We start from the raw sequence: 16,907 nt of genomic DNA, 5'->3' as shown, positions 1-16,907 counted from the left end.
AGGATATGTTTATGAATGAAAAAATCCTGTTAAGACGAGAAATGAAAGAAATACTTAGTAGATTAAATATTGAAACATATAGGGAAAACTCCCTCAACATTCAAGATAGATTATTTTCGTCAGATGATTGGAAAAATGCAAATACAATTGGGGTCACGATTTCTCGTTTTCCAGAGGTTGATACTAAAAGGATTATCGAAAAGTCTTGGGAAATGGGAAAGAAAATAGCGGTGCCTAAGTGTCACTCAAAGAATAGAGAGATGCAATTTTATTACTTAGAGAGTTTTTCACAACTCGAAACCGTTTATTTTGGCTTACATGAACCGATTGTATCAGAAGTGAAACCATGTCAGAAAAAAGAAATAGAGTTGATGCTTGTTCCAGGTCTTGTCTATGATTACAAAGGATATAGAATTGGATTTGGTGGAGGCTATTATGACAGATACCTACTAGATTTCATTGGTGTGAAAATAGCACTTGCATTTGACAAACAGGTTGTAAAACGTATTACAAAAGACGAATACGATGTACCAGTACATAAAATCATTACAAATGAGGGTATGTATGACTGTACTGCTGGGGAATAGTTTAGTATTAATAGTTGGAATCTTAGTCCTTGCGTTTTGCGGTTACTTTTTTAAAGCGCTAAGTTTTTCAGGAGCCATAGGTACACTTATAGTTGGAGCCTTGATTGCGTTGGGGTATCAGGGATATGGCTTATTATTGATTGGTATTTTTTTCATTACCTCAAGCTTTTGGAGTAAATTTAAACGAGGAAAAAAAGAACATACAGAAGAACTTCATGAAAAGGGTTCGAGAAGAGATATAATTCAGGTACTGGCAAATGGTTTTGTACCAGCTCTTTTTAGTGGCCTAAATTTCTTGTTTCCAGCTGAATATTGGGTGTACGGCTTTATTACAAGTATTGCAGTAGCGAATTCTGATACATGGGCTTCGGAAATAGGTACACTAAGCATAAAGAAACCCTTTTCTATTCTCTCTTGGGAGCAGGTAGAGCGGGGAACATCAGGTGCCATTTCTTGGTTAGGAACATGTGCCGCAATTGCGGGGGCTACTTTGATTGCCTGCTTTGCCTACATATTTTGGAATGCAATAACAATAGAATCAGTTATTTATATTAGCATTATTGGGGTACTAGGCTGTTTTATCGACACAATATTTGGAGCTACGATTCAAGCTTCCTACTGTTGTAATGTATGCGGCCTAGTCATGGAGAAAAAAGAACATTGTAATCAAAAAGGTAAATTACTAAAAGGTCATCCAATTGTTACGAATGATGTAGTGAATATATCAGCAATTATTCTCGCCAGTATAATCGGTATCTTTATTAAATTCATTTAGGCTGTTATCGCAAACCTTGTTCTTTACTAATAACTAGTTTACCGGTTATATAGTAATTATTATTTAGAAAAGAGCCTTTATTTATTAATAGGAAAAACATGTCTTGTGGCATGTTTTTTCTATTTTTAAGCAGAATAGGAATAGGAGGGATGATAATGGGATTTTTATTAAGGTTACTTTTTATTATTGTGGGTGCATATGCCATTTACAAAAACCGTTATAAAGTCTTAAACTACATTCTAGGAATTAGTAGCATCAGAAAATTTGTAGTAGCATTTGGAATGGATCTTCCATTTGTTCGTGACCGCTTTTTACAAACTGTCTTTCGAGGTTGAAGAGTTGGTATTCACAATAAGAAAAGTAAGACGGAAAAACAGGTAGTTTTTTCGTCTTACTTTTTTAAATTCTTTTAAAAGTGATTTCAATAAGCAATTAGTTTACGATTATACATAAAAATTACATATTATTTACAATTCATTAATAATCCTCCTGTAAAATTTTTGTCGATACATATAAAAGGGTCGTGAACAGGGGGATTTTATGTTGTTTCTTCGTTTAAAACGTAAAGTGAATGAATGGAAAGAGGTGTTTGTGTCTTTAATAGAAAAAATGAATTTGGGGACGCGTTTACTCTTACTTTTTAGCAGCTTGTTTCTGCTTTCCATTACGATAATGGGAGGAATTTCTTACTTAAAAGCAAGAGAAATAACAAATGAGAGCATTGAAAAAAGATTGATCAGAGAATCGGAATTAATGGATTACATTGCTGAGAATTTAAAATTCACTTACATTAGTGATGAAGATTATTTTATGCAGCAGTTAGAAGGAAATGTCCGTTCACAACAAAAAAAGCTAGAAGATGATGGAATCGAAGCTCATTTCTTTTACATACATCAAGGGGAAGTTACTCCGTTTAACGTTAGTGATAATTATTTGCCAACAATTTCTGACACGTTAATTAGTGAAATGGTATCACTAGAAAAAGGGGTACAACATACAACGATTGATGGTAAAAGTTATACCATTAGTTTTCAGAAAATGAATGCTATCAGTGGAGTATATGGCTTGATACTGCCTGCTAGCTCCTATCTTGGACCAGTAAATGATATTGGATATTTTACTCTTGGAGCCGCCTTCATTAGCCTTATATTATTTACCACATTTACAATTTTGTTTGTTCGTACTTTAACAAAACCACTATATAAGCTACGCGAGACGATGAGAGAAGTTAGAAGTGGAAATCTGGTTCCTTCAGAGGAAGTACGTACAACTATTCCAGAAGTATTGTCCTTAAATAAAAGTTATAACACTATGATTAGCCATATGAAGGAAATATTGATAGAAATCCAACAAACCACGACGCAATTAGAAGAAACTGGTAAGAAATTAGGAACACAGTCTGAAAGTTCCCTAGTTTCCACAGAACAATTAATTTCTTCGGTACATATTGTAAAGGAAGGTGCATTACAGACTGCAGTAAGTTCTGAAGAAAGTGTCAGACATTTTAAAGAGATGAAAGAGCAAATTTTAGAAATGCAAAAGAATATGAAAAATTTGTTTCAAAGCTCAGCAAGCATAAAATTATCAGGTGTAAACGGTTTCGAAAATATGAACACTGTTATTAAGAGTATCTCGGACCAGAAAGAAGAATTTGACCAACTTGCAAAAACAATCCAACAAGTCAAAGCTTATTCAAGCTCTATAACTGGACTAGTTGGATTAATAAAAGGAATTGCAGAGCAGACCAAGCTTCTTGCTTTAAACGCTACAATCGAAGCTGCAAGGGCGGGTGATGCTGGAAGAGGGTTTGCTGTGGTAGCTGCGGAGGTACGAAATTTAGCTGACCAAGCATCATTAGCGACGGTAGAAATTACAAATTCTATTGAGCAAATGGAAGGGAAAACCATATCGGCAGCGATAGAATTTACAGATATGCATTCGAAAATGATAATCAATCTTGAAAACGCAACACAATCAAAAACTGTATTTGAAGATTTGATGTATGAGATAGATGGGGTACACAATGAACTATATGGGATGGAAAGAGATTTATTAAAATGGGAGAAACTTTTACCAAATTTAGAAAATGCAGCAGATAGCCTTCTCTCTATTTCCCAAGAAACTTCTGCAAGTTCAGAAGAGATGTTACTAGCTAGTGACAGTCAGATGTCTCAAATGAAAGATATGAATTCAATCGGTAAAAGATTGCAGGTTTTATCAGCTTCATTAGCACAAATTTCATCACGATTTCATAAACATTAAGGAAATACTTTAACGATGAACACTTCTGCTAGGTAATAGTAGAGTTCTCATCGTTATTTTTTTACTTTTTATACTAGAGCAGATAAAATAAATAAAGAAACGAGGGAGGTGCGCATTTGAAACAGGATATAGTATTATGGCAATTGGTCCAACAATTGGTTGTAGACCAAGATTATCGCGTGTTACATATATCACCTGAACAAACTGAAATTTGGTTGGAAGGGCTTTCCAATAAAAAAGCACCAATTATCCGTTTATATAGATACGACTTGGATTGGAGCAATTGGCTTCAAAGGGATTTAGAATATGTTTCAAAGCATGTTATAAATTTTAAAAAACAGCTTGGCAAACGTAGCTTAAGCGCATTGAACATATATGTATCGACCTATCCACCAGTCGATGATTGGGAATTTCGTGTGAAGGAACCATATGAGGCAAATAAAATAAAAATAAAGTCTGTTGTGCTCCATGAAGGAAATATTGAACATGCCGTAAAACAGATCTCTCGTGATATTGGGGAAGAGCTAAAAATAAATGAACACATTGAAATGGAAGAATTGGAACTTTATCATTTAAGAGAAAACACATTGAATTTCTCAGCTCAAAAAGTTCAAAAAGAAAAGCAAATTTTTCAACAGGGGAAACCTTTCTTTACGTATATTTTTATACTCCTTCATTTGGTCATGTTCTACCTGCTAGAGACAAATGGTGGCAGTCAAAATCCGGAGACTTTAATAAAACACGGGGCCAAATTTAACCCATCTATATTGGAAGGGGAATGGTGGCGCTTTTTCACCCCAATTGTTCTCCATATTGGCTTATTGCATTTACTACTTAACACGATGGCGTTGTTTTATTTAGGTACTGCTGTGGAGAGGATTTATGGTAATGTGCGCTTTTTAATCATTTATTTGTTTGCGGGCTTTGCAGGGTCTTTGGCGAGCTTTGTTTTTACTTCTTCCTTATCTGCTGGAGCATCAGGTGCTATTTTTGGCTGTTTTGGCGCGCTACTGTTTATTGGACTCGTGCATCCAAAGCTATTCTTCCGTACGATGGGAGCTAATATTCTTGTGTTGATTGGGATCAACCTTGCTATTGGATTTACAATTCCAGGTATCGACAATGCTGGCCATATTGGTGGACTAATAGGGGGATTCCTTGCATCAGCAACTGTACATCTTCCGAAACACAAGAAACCAATCCAAAGGCTATTAGGTTTTGGATTGGCACTAGTATTAACTAATTTGCTCATAAACCAAGGCTTTCATGAAGAAAATCCAAATATGCTATTAAATCAAGCAAAAGCTCACATACAGCAAAACGAATATCAGGTGGCTCGTAACATTCTTTCCAAGTTGGAAGATAGAGAGGAAGAGTACCCAGAGACACTATTTCATTTATCCTATATAAACCTCCAGGAAGGAAATTATGAAGAGGCAATCGATCAGTTAGAAAGGCTTGTTACTCTAACACCAGAATTACATGAAGCTCATTATAATCTCTCGTTAGCATATGTACAGCAGCAAGATTGGAATAATGCGCTGGAGTCAATAAATAAAGCTATTGAATTGGATTCGACAGGTGAAAATTATCAAAATGTTAGAGCGGAAATAATGAAGCAATTGGAATCAGAATAAGAGATGGATGGTCTTGCGGGATCAGCCAGCAAATAATAGTCTATATGTAAGAATCAATCGTGTCGTTCCATATACCAATAAATAAGGGCTACCAAGAAATCAGTTTCTTGGTAGTCCTTATTTTTTCACTAAAGATTACAGTTGAATGCTCAATAAAAAATTTGAACTACTAAAAAAGCTTTTCATTTAATTGCATGTTTTACATATCTTTAGCAAAAAATGAATGAGAGCTTTGTGAAGGAGGTGTTCATATTGACTTGGCACAAACCAACCAAAATAATGTCAGGAAACTTTGATGAAGATATAAGCTATTTAAAAGAGAGAATGGCTGTCGAAAAAAGTTTTGATTTAATCTATTTGGATCTACATTATGCAGGTAGAAAAATCGGCATGTTTTTAGTGGATGGGTTCGGAAAAGATGAAATCATGTTATTTCTTATGAAATTCTTATCCGAACTTTTACCCGAAGACTTAGAGGAACATCCCCTTGATAAGTTGTTAAAGACTTACATACCTTACGTTGAAATTGATAAAACAGATGATTTGGAAAAAGTAGTGGATCAAGTATTGGCAGGACCAACTGTAATGGTAGTGGAGGGTCTTCAGGAGGCAGTTATTATTGATTCAAGAACCTATCCAGTTAGAGGTCCTGAGGAGCCAGACATGGAGAGAGTGGTTAGGGGATCACGGGATGGGTTTGTCGAAACATTGATTTTTAATTGCGCATTAATTCGCCGCAGAGTAAGGGATAGCTCGCTTAGAATGGAATATTTACAAGTAGGAAGAAGGTCAAAAACAGACATTAGCTTGTGTTATTTGGATGAGTTGGCAGATTCGAAGCTAGTAGAAGAAATAAAAAGATCGTTGGAGAAGATAGATACAGATGGTCTACCGATGGCTGAAAAAACATTGGAGGAATTTGTCGGAGGTAGACATTGGAACCCTTATCCGACGGTAAGATATACTGAAAGACCTGACACAGCAGCTGCTCATTTATATGAAGGGCATGTTTTAGTTATTGTCGATAATTCTCCAAGTGTCATAATCACACCAGCTACCTTTTGGCATCATTTGCAACATGCCGAAGAATATCGAAATAAACCTATTGTAGGTGCTTATTTAAGATTAGTTAGATTTATAGCAGTTTGGGCTTCCATTTTTATTCTTCCTTTATGGTATTTACTTGCTACTAATACCAATCTACTACCTGAACAGCTTTCTTATATTGGACCAAGTGAGATTGGGGTAGTTCCTTTAATTCTACAAATTCTTATTATTGAAATAGGGATGGATATGCTAAGGATGGCAGCTATTCATACGCCAACCTCCTTAGGGACAGCCCTCGGACTAGTAGCAGCAATACTTATAGGGGATGTAGCTGTTAAAGTGGGCTTGTTTGTTCCAGAAATTATATTGTACTTAGCTATTGCGGCAATTGGAACATTTGCTACACCTAGCTATGAGCTTAGTTTAGCTAATCGACTGTTCCGTTTGGTCTTGCTTGCAGCAACTTATATCTTCGGAGTAATCGGCTTTATGATCGGCCTTGTTTTCTTGGTCCTATTTTTACTAAGGATGAAGTCATACAATGTCCCTTACTTATGGCCGTTCATACCGTTTAATTTTCGCGGATTTAGAGACGTGTTAATCCGGTCGCCTATCCCTTTAAAAAACCGAAGACCTGTCATTTTACACCCTGAAGATCCAGATCGATAAGAGTGCACACTCAGGAAAAAACAGCACTAGAAAAAGGTAGTAATCAATTTTTTTACTCACTGTAAGCCCAAGTTTTTGGGCTTTTTTTCATGAAGAAAGGGGTGGCTTCTCGAGAAATCAAAAGCATTGAGGTCATAAGCCGTACCATCAAGTATGAGAAATCGGCTCGTCTTATGATTGCCAGTGCATAAAGTGACATTCCTGTTCACCACGACAATTTTTGAAAGTGAGTTGATGCGAAAATGAGGAAAGTTCGTGCGGAATAGCGATAAGTTGGAGCCAAACTAATTGAAATTCGTGCGAAAGGCTCTGCTTCATGATATAGTGCCATGCCATTGATCAAAATCCCGACATGTCTAGCGCTTTTCTTGGTATTGACGTTGGATTGGAATGCTTTATACTAAGTAAGAGCAGCTACCCTTTTACATAGTAATGGAGAAAAGGTGAAGTCATGAATACAATATATGATGTAAGACAACTATTAAAGCGTTATGGTACCTTTATTTACACTGGTGATAAATGGGCTGACATTGAAATGATGGAAGACGAAATCAGAGAATTATACCGATCTAATGTACTGGACGCCAAAAGTTTTCAGGCAGTCATGATCATATTAAGAAATGAATCTTCAAAATTAACATAGAAAAGGTGAGAAGAGTGGAAAACAAATGGTTGGTTGGAGTAGACCTAGGTGGGACTACTATTAAAATGGCATTCATTTCACTATACGGTGAAATTGAACATAAATGGGAAATAGCAACGGATATTAGTGAAAAAGGCAAGAACATTACAACAGATATTGCAAAAGCTATTGATAGAAAATTGGAAGAGCTTGGTGAATCAAAATCTAAATTGAAAGCGCTTGGAATGGGAGCGCCAGGACCTGTAAACATGGCTACAGGGCTAATTTATGAAGCAATTAATCTTGGCTGGGAAAACTATCCACTAAAAGACCTTCTGGAAGTTGAGACAGGGCTGCCGGTTGTAGTGGACAATGATGCAAACTTGGCCGCAATCGGGGAGATGTGGAAAGGTGCTGGCGATGGCTCTAAAGACCTTATCTGCGTGACGCTTGGTACAGGGGTAGGCGGTGGAATTATTACCAATGGTGAAATTGTGCACGGCATTAATGGAGCTGGTGGTGAAATCGGACATATTGCAGTTATTGCAGAAGGTGGAGCACCATGTAATTGTGGGAAAACTGGCTGTCTTGAAACCATAGCATCTGCTACTGGTATCGTTCGAATTGCAAATAACTTAATAAATGAAAATCCAGGAAGTAAGTTGGAAGAAGTAGCGAAGAAAGAAGGATTATCAGCAAAATTAGTATTTGACCAGTATGCAGCTGGGGAGGAATTAGCTAGTAAAGTTGTCAGTGTCGTTACGTCTCATCTAGGACTTGCACTTGCCAATCTTGCCAATGCAATGAATCCTGAAAAGATTGTCATTGGTGGTGGGGTCTCAAAAGCAGGAGAAAAGCTGCTTGAGCCAGTTCGTGAACAATTTGTGAAACATCTTTTCCCTAGAACAAAAGTTGGTATAAAAGTTGTGGAAGCAATTTTGGGAAATGATGCAGGTGTAATTGGTGGAGCATATTTAGCAAAAACAAAATTATAAATGGATGGTTTATACTTTCTTTTTGTAGGGTAAAACTAAAGAGAGAAGCGTATACAACCTGATATCAAGAGGCTTCTTCGTCGAAGAGGTCTTTTTGTTTTGAAAATTCAGAAAATATAAACATTGTTTTTCTGTGAAACTTTTTTGCTTGTACATCGTCTATATAATATAAGTCCTTTTGCGATCCGACACTACTATTCTAGCTTTCCCAAATTAAAGCAGTATTAATTATCCATTGATTTTTTGTAAAAAAAGTTTTAAGATATGTCGTAGCCTAAAAAATTGGCTTCTTAAATGTTTTTACCCACTTACATCTAATAAGAATTTTTATGAATAATAATAAAGAGCTTCCCTGTCTTTCTTAGGAGGTATAAAGATGAAGCAAGCTTTTAAATCAAAAGTGCCGTTTATCCTGATTGCAGTTGTCCTGCTTTGGATAAAAACGTATATTGTTTACAAAACAAGCTTTAATATTACAATTGAATCCTTGAAACAAGAATTTATCCTTTTTATAAACCCGCTAAGTTTCATACTTTTGATAGCAGGATTAGGATTATTATTTAAGGAAAAGGGGATGAAGCGATATTTAATCATTACAAGTTTTATCGTTTCGTTTGTCCTTTATGCAAATGCCGTTTATTACCGATTTTTCAATGATTTTATCACTATCCCCCTTCTTTTCCAATCAGGGAATATGAGCGATCTTAGCGGTAGTATTACAGAATTGATGAAACCAATAGATTTATTAATGTTTTCTGATGTAATTATTTTAATAATTTTAGCCAAATGGACACCTTCTTTTGTAAGCATGTCTACATGGAGACCAAAAGTACGTAAAATGTATTTCTTGTCCATTGTTGGTATATTCCTTTTTAATCTTGGATTGGCAGAAACAGAAAGACCACAATTATTGACGAGAACATTTGACCGTGAAATTCTTGTGAAAAACTTAGGTACGTACAATTATCATGTATATGATGCCGTGCTACAGTCTAAAACCCGTGCTCAACGCGCACTTGCAGATGGTAGTGAATTGGCTGAAATTCAAAATTATATTTATGCTAATTATAAAGAGCCTAATCAAGACTTATACGGTATCGCAGAAGGAAAAAATGTTATTGTCGTAAAACTGGAATCATTACAAAGTTTTGTTATCGATAATGAAATTAATGGTGAACCAGTTACACCATTCTTAAATGAGCTCAAAAATCAAAGTTACTACTTTAATAACTTTTATCATCAGACTGGGCAAGGGAAGACGTCCGATTCTGAATTCTTATTAGATAATTCCTTATACCCAGTTGGGCGTGGGGCAGTATTTTTCACTCATGGAACTAATGATTTTCATACAGCTACACCAAATGAGGTTCAGGAGCAAGGGTATACACCGGTTACTTTCCATGCCAATAACAAAAGCTTCTGGAACCGTGATGTAATGTATGACGCATTAGGATATGAAAAATATTTTGACATTGAAAGCTATGACGTGAATGAAGAGAATTCTGTAGGATGGGGTTTGAAAGACATTGAGTTTTTCAAGCAGTCAATTCCTCATATGCAGGGACTTGAAAAACCGTTTTATGCAAAGTTTATTACGTTGACGAACCATTTCCCATTTGTTTTGGATGAAGAAGATAAGTTCGTTGATGAGTTCGATTCCAACAGCCGGACATTAAATCGTTATTTCCCTACTGTACGCTACTTGGATGAATCAATAAAAGTATTTTTTGATGAGCTAAAAGCTGCTGGTTTATATGAAGACTCTATCATTATAATGTACGGAGATCACTATGGAATTTCTGAAAACCATAATGAAGCGATGAGTCAGTATCTAGGGAAAGAAATTGGACCTTTTGAAAATGCTCAATTACAACGAGTGCCTTTGTTTGTCCATATTCCTGGTGTTACAGACAAGAACCCAAAAGAGTTTGATACAATTGGAGGTCAAATTGACCTTAAACCAACAATCAAGCATTTAATGGGTATGGAAACGAAGAATGATATCCAATTCGGTGAGGATTTATTCTCAGCAGAACACAGTGATTTCGTTGTTTTCCGTGACGGAGGCTTCGTAACAGATGAAGTAGTCTATACGAAAAATGCTTGTTATGATAAAGAAACTGAAGAAGAAGTTGATCAATCTGCATGTGAACCATATATGGAGAAAGCAAAAAAAGAACTTCAATATTCTGATCAAATTATTTATGGAGACCTTCTCCGCTTTTATGATGGTACTTCCATCCAACTAGATGAGACAAAATTAGTGGAGTAACACAATTATAAGAAGCTGGATGCCCAATGGGTTATCCAGCTTTTTTCATTTTTAAAAAAATGGGTCTTGCGACAATCATGCTTCCCTTGGCGTTTGCGCTTTTCCTAAGATTCAATTATTCACTTCCCTGCGTTCTAAACCTTACTCTGTATCCATAAGGTAGAGTAAAAGGCATTGTTTGGTAGGTGGATAGGGTGAAGGTAAGGGTAAGAAAAGGAGATTCTATATGGTACTATAGCCAATTATTCAATATCTCTCAGCAGTTAGTCGAGGACTCCAATAAAGACAAACAATTAAATCCATTAGCGAATGGAATTGAAATTGCCATCCCAGGGTTCATTCGTATCGGTTATATAGTAAAACCTGGTGAAACGATTGAGGTAATTGCAAATTTATTTAATTTGCCAGTGGACAGTATTTATTTACTAAATCAAAATTTAAGGCTTTCGCTGCCAGTGGCTGGTGATGAAATTCTGGTCCCTAAAAGAGTAGTTGAAAGTGTAGTGCAAAATAATAAACCATATGACTTTCATTCACTTCAACGCGATATCTCTAAGTTACAAGAAATTTATCCTTTTTTAAGCTGCAGTACGATTGGACAATCTGTGATGGGGAAACCGTTGCTTCACTTAGGGATTGGAAAAGGGAGTAAAAAGGTACACTGGAATGCAAGCTTTCATGCTAATGAATGGATAACATCAGCAGTTACGATGAATCTCCTGAATGAGTACTTGCTTGGATTAACAAACTCCACTCCTATAAGAGGATTATCCATGGAAGCGTGCTATCATCAGACTCGACTATCCATTGTCCCTATGGTGAATCCAGATGGGGTAGACTTGGTGGTGAATGGGCCACCGTTCCAAACTAAGTATGATCATTTGGTGAAGGAAATAAATAAAAATCATCAAGATTTTCAAGGCTGGAAATCCAATATTCGAGGTGTCGACCTAAATAAACATTTTCCAGCTAATTGGATGATTGAAAAGGAAAGAAAAGAAGAAAAGGTACCTTCTCCAAGGGATTACCCTGGTGAGACACCATTAACAGAGCCTGAGGCAATAGCGATGGCAAAACTGGCTGAAAAAGAAAAGTTTGACCTAGTGGTGGCAGTTCATACGCAAGGTGAAGAGTTCTACTGGGGTTACGAAGGATTGGAACCGGAGGTATCGTGTAGTATTGCGTATGAATTTGAAAGAGTTAGTACGTATAAAAGCGTCAGGTATGTAGATAGTCATGCAGGGTTTAAAGATTGGTATATTCAACAGTTCAGAAAACCAGGGTTTACACTAGAGCTTGGAAAAGGTATTAATCCATTGCCACTTTCACAATATGGGACTATTTATCAAAAAACACTTGGCATATTTTTAGCCTCACTTTACCTTTAGGAGGAAGTATATTCTTCAAATGGCACTGAGTAATCTAGTGCCTTTTTATTATGAAAAAATGATTAAATATTACTATAGGAATATGAAAATGATTTTGCTTGTCTTGAAACCTTTTCTGCTTCATAATCGTAATATAGATGGACTTATTTTTGGAAAAGGAAAGAAATACATTAATTACAAGTATTTCGAAGTTTGCCGTATTTAAAAGATAAAGAAAAGGAGGGGTGCAATGAAAAAAATTCTGATTAGTTGTTTCATTTTTTCCATTATTATTATGTCAGGATGCCAATCTTCCCCTCACCCCAAAATAGTTAATAATGCACCTTTTCTTTCAAATCATATCAAAGAAAAATCATTCAACCCTTTTTTCTTTCATCATGTACAATTAGAAAAGCTAACAATAAATACAGACTCTTTCAGTTCCGTTGCTGAATGGCTTAACGATGAAACAGTCCTTTACATTACGAGTAATGAATCTGGCTCGAAAATTGAAACTTTTCACTTTTTGACAGGCGAATCAAATTTGTTTTATGAATCAGATGAACAAGTGATGTCTGTTACTGCGAATTATAACAATAGCTTGTTTTTGGTTCGGACTTCTTCTGACTATTCGAAAGGGAGGCTCACTGTCTTAAATCGTGAGGCGCAAGTACAGGGAAGTTGGGAATTTGATGAATCCTATGACCTTGTATTCTCATGGAACCCATTCACAGGAAGTGAAATCATCGTTACTTCTTTTAAGGAAGATTGGACATATACAAGCTTTATGCTTGATGTGAATTCAGGAAATATGGTAAAGAAGGATTTAGAAGATCCATTCCCTCAGTGGTTATCACAAGACAAGTTAGTATACCTTGACTGGAATGATGAGACACCGAATCTTACTGCCCCACTGTACAGTTTGGATAGGATAGAGTATAAACAAACAAAACTCTTGGATGATGTGGTGATGTTCCGAAGTTCTCCTGATTTTCTCGTTACATTAGGTGATATAGATGAGCAACATAAAGGAATGTATACTTTTTATCGCCTACCACATATGGAGCGTCTTCATTTTCAGCCAGTACCTGTACTAACATTGTACTCAAATTATTTTATTCCTTATAATGATGTTGTAAACCCATTTTTTTATACTTTTCTGCCTCATAATGGCGGCAGTATCGAAGGTTATACGGAAAATTTTCAACTTGTAGCCATTGATATGGAAGAAGGGGAAAAGAAGGTTCTGAAAGAAAATTTGGAAAATAAGCCAATACGGATTTCCCCCAATGGACTTTATTGCTTATATGGTTATCAATTAGAGCAATTGATCATTTTGCCAACAAGTGAAACCGTGGATTTGGTTGAGTTTTCTTAGAAAAGAGGAGATTAGATTGGCAATAATTGATGTTACTGTCATACCAATAGGTACGAATGGCCCAAGTGTTAGCGAGTATGTGGCAGATATACAAGATATTCTGGAAGAATTTAAAAAGGAAGGTCAAATTAATTATAAACTAACTCCTATGAGCACTATTATCGAGGGAGAGTTGCCAACACTTTTGCATGTTGTACAGGTGATCCATGAAGCACCATTCCAAAAAGGTATGCATAGAGTAGCAACAAATATCAGGATTGATGACCGTCGAGATAGAAGTGTTCAGATGGAGGATAAACTACAATCCGTTGAATCAAAACGTACAATAAAATAATGCTGTTATAAATGAAAAGAGGCTGTCCGTAAGATACGAACAGCCTCTTAATACGTTAAAAATAATTAGTGAGCGACCGGGTAACCAGATTTAATGATTGTCATAACTGTAAACCATCCGAAAACAGCCACTGTTCCAAAAGAGAAAAGTACTCCCATGAAGTTCTTTTCTTTTACGGAACGTACTAATCCAAGTACGGATAAAATAGTTACTAGCCCAAAAATAATAACTAATGGCAAGGTTAACGCCCCTTTCAGAGATCATTCTATTGCTGTGTTAATAGTTGAAAATAAGTATGTAATGGTAAATTACACTCCAACTACATTTTAAAGCTTTTTAGATTATTTGTCGAGGTCAAAAAATGACACTTCTATGTCATATGCCTTTGCAACTTTTATAATATATTCTGTACTATCTTTATCAATAATATATAATTTATTATTTTCTATCCCAATAATTGTTTCCTCAAATTGAATGAGTGCCATCTCTATATCTTCCTTTTTCCCACTTACTATTTTAAAGATAGAAACCATATCCTTGTAGACGAAATGATTGTGTTGGTCGGTCATAAACCCATAATCAGTAAATAAGGGGCTAGCATTAGGAGTTTCGAGAAAAATTAATGCATATGATTCTTCTAGAATACTTCGATCGGTTAACAGATTTTTTACCATTTTTGCTTCCAATGATGCGTTAGTTATTAATAAATTCCCATCAACATCAAAAATACTTGTTATTTCTTTGAGTTGTAAAAGAAGATTTTGAAAATATGCTGGTTGTTCTTCTCCGCACTGAATTTCTAACCCAAACATTAACCTCATTAGCAGCTTCCTTTCGTTTCTCATGTACTTGTACTTAGTGTAGAATAGATGAATAGATACATCAAGGAAAGGTGTGGGAAAAATTGAAATGGATTCAGTTACCTTTAGGCCCAATACAAACAAACGCTTACATTTTAATTAATAATAAAAAGGAATGTTTGATCTTTGATCCCGGAAGTGAGGGGAAAGCGTTTAATGCATATATAGAAGAACATTCACTAAAACCTCTTGCAATCTTACTCACTCATGCTCATTTTGATCATATTGGCGCAGTGGACGAGGTAAGAGAAAAGTGGGATATTCCTGTTTATGTACATAAAAAAGAAAAAGACTGGTTGACGGACCCTGCTTTAAATGGCTCACATCGCTTTCAGTTCGGTAAAATAACTGCCCGTCCTGCTGATAATCTTCTTAGAGAAGAAAGCAAACTGGTTATCTCTACTTTTGAAATGGATGTTCTTTTTACTCCTGGACATTCTCCTGGCAGTGTAAGTTACTATTGTCCTGCTGCAAAAGTCGTTTTTGCAGGTGATGCTTTGTTTGCTGGTAGTATTGGTAGAACTGATTTACCTGGTGGGAACCAAGATTTGCTTATCAAGAGTATTCACGATAAATTGCTGACACTGCCAGAGGAAACAACCGTACTTTCTGGACATGGAATGACAACGACGATAGAAAGAGAGATGGACAGCAATCCTTTCTTAAATGGGTTTTAACATGCTTCCATATCAGCTTAAAGAGAAAATCGACGCATCTACAGATCAAAAAATGAATTATGCAGCTTATATGCAGGAAGTTCTTTATAATCCGGTTAATGGGTACTATATGAGGGAGAAGGAGAAGGTCGGTACGAAAGGTGACTTTCTTACATCAAGTAATATTCATGATATATACGGAAAAGTTTTTGCAAAGCTTTTTGTAAATTATATTTATCAGACCGGAATCCCCCCATTTTTCTTAGAAATAGGAGGAGGGAATGGGCGGTTTGCACGCCATTTTCTTGAAGAAATTAGAGAGCTTGATAAACAATTATATCAAAGTCTTACTTATTATATGATCGAAGCCAGTCCCTATCACTTGAAATTACAGGAAAAAGAAATTCCTGCTGATGCTCCTATCCGTTACTATCGTTCGCTTGATGAAATGCCACAACATACTTTTGAAGGGATGATTTTTTCCAATGAACTGTTCGATGCCCTGCCTGTCCATGTAATTGAAAAAAATGGGTCGGATATCGTAGAAGTATTCGTAACGCTTGATTCTAACGAGGGTTTGAAAGAGAAAAAATCACCATTACAAAATAAGGACATTAGAGAATATTTGACTAGTAATAAATTGGACTTAAGTGAGGGACAACGGGTAGAAGTACCCTTAGCTATGCTAGAGTATGCCTCTACTGTAGCAGAAAAGCTCAATAGAGGATCTATTATAACGGTGGACTATGGATATAGGTTAGCTGAGCTATCTAGGGAAGAATTGAAGACAGGAAGCCTAAGGGGGTATTATCAGCATTCGATGATCCCAAATCCTCTATTACACCCGTACGAAATGGATTTGACGACCCATGTTCACTTAGATTCACTTGAAGATGCATATAGTCAAAAAGCTCTAACGCATATTTGTACAAAAAGGCAAGGGGAGTTTTTAGTAAAGGCAGGGATAATGGAATACCTCCAAGAACATTACAATCCTAACCCTTTTTCCGAAAAAAGTAAAAGGAATAGGGCGATTCGATCTCTTATCATGGATGGGAGCTGGAGTAACTCGTTTTATGTGCTTATTCATGAAAAAGGTGCAGATGGATGGAGCAAACAAATAAAAAGCGATTGACTCTAGTCAATCGCTTTTTATGGTAAAACTACGTATGTTTAATGACCGCCACCTGGAACCATTAAAAATGTTGTATAATACGTGAAGGCAACAAAGAAAATGGTTAAATATGCTCCGAAAACATAAATGTACATACGTTCAGATAGCTTAAGATAACTTAATAAAATGAAGAATACCGTTTGTCCGAAGAAAAGTAAAGACGCTTGAGTCATGTGGCCAAGATAGAACATAACTGCAAAAATCCCTGTCCAAAAACCCATTACACGGTACATACGATCCATATGTATCCCCTCCTTACGCACTAATCCTTA

General features: G+C 36.1%; 17 protein-coding genes. 14 read left to right on the top strand and 3 right to left on the bottom strand.

Going from position 1 to position 16,907, the window contains the following annotated elements; genetic code table 11:
* Nucleotides 1-11: 11 nt before the first annotated feature.
* The 12 genes from LRP81_RS00365 (at nt 12) to LRP81_RS00310 (ending at nt 13,945) form a co-directional block, all read left to right on the top strand.
* Nucleotides 12-587 (top strand): 5-formyltetrahydrofolate cyclo-ligase, encoded by a 576-nt coding sequence (locus tag LRP81_RS00365; protein WP_230499252.1) that lies wholly within the window; start codon nt 12-14, stop codon nt 585-587.
* Complete coding sequence (locus LRP81_RS00360; protein ID WP_230499251.1) at nt 565-1,362, top strand: DUF92 domain-containing protein; 798 nt, start codon at nt 565-567, stop codon at nt 1,360-1,362. Before LRP81_RS00365 ends, LRP81_RS00360 begins: the two co-directional genes overlap by 23 nt.
* A gap of 155 nt (nt 1,363-1,517) precedes the next feature.
* A complete protein-coding gene (locus tag LRP81_RS00355) occupies nt 1,518-1,697 on the top strand; it encodes a hypothetical protein (RefSeq protein ID WP_230499250.1) in 180 nt (59 codons plus the stop codon).
* 205 nt (nt 1,698-1,902) lie between these two features.
* Entirely contained in the window at nt 1,903-3,624 is a 1,722-nt protein-coding gene (locus LRP81_RS00350; protein ID WP_230499249.1) for a methyl-accepting chemotaxis protein, read from the top strand.
* A 116-nt stretch (nt 3,625-3,740) separates the two neighbouring features.
* Nucleotides 3,741-5,261, top strand: a complete 1,521-nt coding sequence (locus LRP81_RS00345) for a rhomboid family protein (protein ID WP_230499248.1) — start codon at nt 3,741-3,743, stop codon at nt 5,259-5,261.
* Between the two features lie 279 nt (nt 5,262-5,540).
* Nucleotides 5,541-6,977 carry a spore germination protein gene (locus tag LRP81_RS00340; RefSeq protein WP_230499559.1) on the top strand — a complete coding sequence of 479 codons (1,437 nt, stop codon included), beginning with the start codon at nt 5,541-5,543 and terminating at the stop codon, nt 6,975-6,977.
* 451 nt (nt 6,978-7,428) lie between these two features.
* Nucleotides 7,429-7,620 carry a YqgQ family protein gene (locus LRP81_RS00335; protein WP_230499247.1) on the top strand — a complete coding sequence of 64 codons (192 nt, stop codon included), beginning with the start codon at nt 7,429-7,431 and terminating at the stop codon, nt 7,618-7,620.
* 14 nt (nt 7,621-7,634) lie between these two features.
* Entirely contained in the window at nt 7,635-8,594 is a 960-nt protein-coding gene (locus LRP81_RS00330; protein WP_230499246.1) for an ROK family glucokinase, read from the top strand.
* 376 nt (nt 8,595-8,970) lie between these two features.
* A complete protein-coding gene (locus tag LRP81_RS00325) occupies nt 8,971-10,866 on the top strand; it encodes an LTA synthase family protein (protein ID WP_230499245.1) in 1,896 nt (631 codons plus the stop codon).
* 194 nt (nt 10,867-11,060) lie between these two features.
* A complete protein-coding gene (locus LRP81_RS00320) occupies nt 11,061-12,254 on the top strand; it encodes a M14 family metallopeptidase (RefSeq protein WP_230499244.1) in 1,194 nt (397 codons plus the stop codon).
* A 229-nt stretch (nt 12,255-12,483) separates the two neighbouring features.
* The gene (locus LRP81_RS00315) at nt 12,484-13,611 is read left to right on the top strand and encodes a YqgU-like beta propeller domain-containing protein (protein ID WP_230499243.1); all 1,128 of its coding nucleotides are present in this window, start codon (nt 12,484-12,486) and stop codon (nt 13,609-13,611) included.
* Between the two features lie 16 nt (nt 13,612-13,627).
* Nucleotides 13,628-13,945: an MTH1187 family thiamine-binding protein gene (locus LRP81_RS00310; protein WP_230499242.1), complete on the top strand. Its 318-nt coding sequence runs from the start codon at nt 13,628-13,630 to the stop codon at nt 13,943-13,945.
* Between the two features lie 65 nt (nt 13,946-14,010).
* Here the strand turns inward: LRP81_RS00310 and LRP81_RS00305 are convergent, their stop codons facing one another.
* Together LRP81_RS00305 and LRP81_RS00300 are read right to left on the bottom strand one after the other, a co-directional pair.
* Nucleotides 14,011-14,184: a DUF2759 domain-containing protein gene (locus tag LRP81_RS00305; RefSeq protein ID WP_230499241.1), complete on the bottom strand. Its 174-nt coding sequence runs from the start codon at nt 14,182-14,184 to the stop codon at nt 14,011-14,013.
* Between the two features lie 102 nt (nt 14,185-14,286).
* The gene (locus LRP81_RS00300) at nt 14,287-14,757 is read right to left on the bottom strand and encodes a hypothetical protein (protein ID WP_230499240.1); all 471 of its coding nucleotides are present in this window, start codon (nt 14,755-14,757) and stop codon (nt 14,287-14,289) included.
* A gap of 92 nt (nt 14,758-14,849) precedes the next feature.
* On the opposite strand from LRP81_RS00300, the gene LRP81_RS00295 reads away from it, so the two are divergent.
* On the top strand, nt 14,850-15,482 hold the full coding sequence (locus LRP81_RS00295; RefSeq protein WP_230499239.1) for an MBL fold metallo-hydrolase: 633 nt from the start codon (nt 14,850-14,852) through the stop codon (nt 15,480-15,482).
* On the top strand, nt 15,472-16,596 hold the full coding sequence (locus LRP81_RS00290) for a class I SAM-dependent methyltransferase (RefSeq protein ID WP_230499238.1): 1,125 nt from the start codon (nt 15,472-15,474) through the stop codon (nt 16,594-16,596). The genes LRP81_RS00295 and LRP81_RS00290 overlap by 11 nt, the downstream gene beginning before the upstream one ends.
* Before the next feature lie 38 nt (nt 16,597-16,634).
* On the opposite strand, the gene LRP81_RS00285 is transcribed toward LRP81_RS00290, so the two are convergent.
* Complete coding sequence (locus LRP81_RS00285) at nt 16,635-16,877, bottom strand: DUF2626 domain-containing protein (RefSeq protein ID WP_230499237.1); 243 nt, start codon at nt 16,875-16,877, stop codon at nt 16,635-16,637.
* Between the last annotated feature and the right edge of the window lie 30 nt (nt 16,878-16,907).

The sequence above is a fragment of the Sutcliffiella rhizosphaerae genome, from assembly GCF_917563925.1.
Taxonomy (GTDB): Bacteria; Bacillota; Bacilli; order Bacillales; family Bacillaceae_I; genus Sutcliffiella_A; species Sutcliffiella_A rhizosphaerae.
The sequence above is the reverse complement of the archived record's forward strand: the minus strand, read 5'-3'. Positions and strand labels throughout refer to the sequence as shown.

What these genes read in the sequence shown, in the direction of transcription:
- LRP81_RS00340 (WP_230499559.1), top strand. Translation starts at nt 5,541, where the DNA reads ATGTCAGGAAACTTTGATGAAGATATAAGCTATTTAAAAGAGAGAATG.
- LRP81_RS00365 (WP_230499252.1), top strand. Translation starts at nt 12, where the DNA reads ATGAATGAAAAAATCCTGTTAAGACGAGAAATGAAAGAAATACTTAGT.
- LRP81_RS00355 (WP_230499250.1), top strand. Translation starts at nt 1,518, where the DNA reads ATGGGATTTTTATTAAGGTTACTTTTTATTATTGTGGGTGCATATGCC.
- LRP81_RS00315 (WP_230499243.1), top strand. Translation starts at nt 12,484, where the DNA reads ATGAAAAAAATTCTGATTAGTTGTTTCATTTTTTCCATTATTATTATG.
- LRP81_RS00360 (WP_230499251.1), top strand. Translation starts at nt 565, where the DNA reads ATGACTGTACTGCTGGGGAATAGTTTAGTATTAATAGTTGGAATCTTA.
- LRP81_RS00290 (WP_230499238.1), top strand. Translation starts at nt 15,472, where the DNA reads ATGGGTTTTAACATGCTTCCATATCAGCTTAAAGAGAAAATCGACGCA.
- LRP81_RS00335 (WP_230499247.1), top strand. Translation starts at nt 7,429, where the DNA reads ATGAATACAATATATGATGTAAGACAACTATTAAAGCGTTATGGTACC.
- LRP81_RS00350 (WP_230499249.1), top strand. Translation starts at nt 1,903, where the DNA reads ATGTTGTTTCTTCGTTTAAAACGTAAAGTGAATGAATGGAAAGAGGTG.
- LRP81_RS00285 (WP_230499237.1), bottom strand. Translation starts at nt 16,877, where the DNA reads ATGGATCGTATGTACCGTGTAATGGGTTTTTGGACAGGGATTTTTGCA.
- LRP81_RS00300 (WP_230499240.1), bottom strand. Translation starts at nt 14,757, where the DNA reads ATGTTTGGGTTAGAAATTCAGTGCGGAGAAGAACAACCAGCATATTTT.
- LRP81_RS00325 (WP_230499245.1), top strand. Translation starts at nt 8,971, where the DNA reads ATGAAGCAAGCTTTTAAATCAAAAGTGCCGTTTATCCTGATTGCAGTT.